Annotated in this window: 1 protein-coding gene; it reads right to left on the bottom strand. The window is 58.5% G+C overall.

From position 1 onward, the window contains the following. Nucleotides 1-258 (bottom strand): hypothetical protein (locus ACR9ZK_RS22500; RefSeq protein ID WP_481344148.1); only part of this gene is annotated, 258 nt, incomplete at both ends.

Raw genomic sequence — 258 nt, 5'->3', positions numbered from 1 at the left:
GGCGTTGCCTATGATGATGAGACGAACATAATCGCAGATGAAGGCCGTCAGATCCTTGTTCTTCAGCACGGTCGGCGCCGCCTTGAAGATCACCGATTCATCGGGGTTGTCGATATGGGCTTCGATTTCGTTGCGCGACTTGGTGCGCAAGTCCCGCATCAGAGCGTAGAGCACGCCGAGCGTGTCGAGGTAGTCGCGCTCCTTCGGAACTGCGTGCCGGAACGCTTCCAGCAGTGCCTTGCCCGAGTCCTTCACGAC

It is taken from the genome of Monashia sp. HAY1-5C, assembly GCF_056755255.1.
The sequence above is the reverse complement of the archived record's forward strand: the minus strand, read 5'-3'. Positions and strand labels throughout refer to the sequence as shown.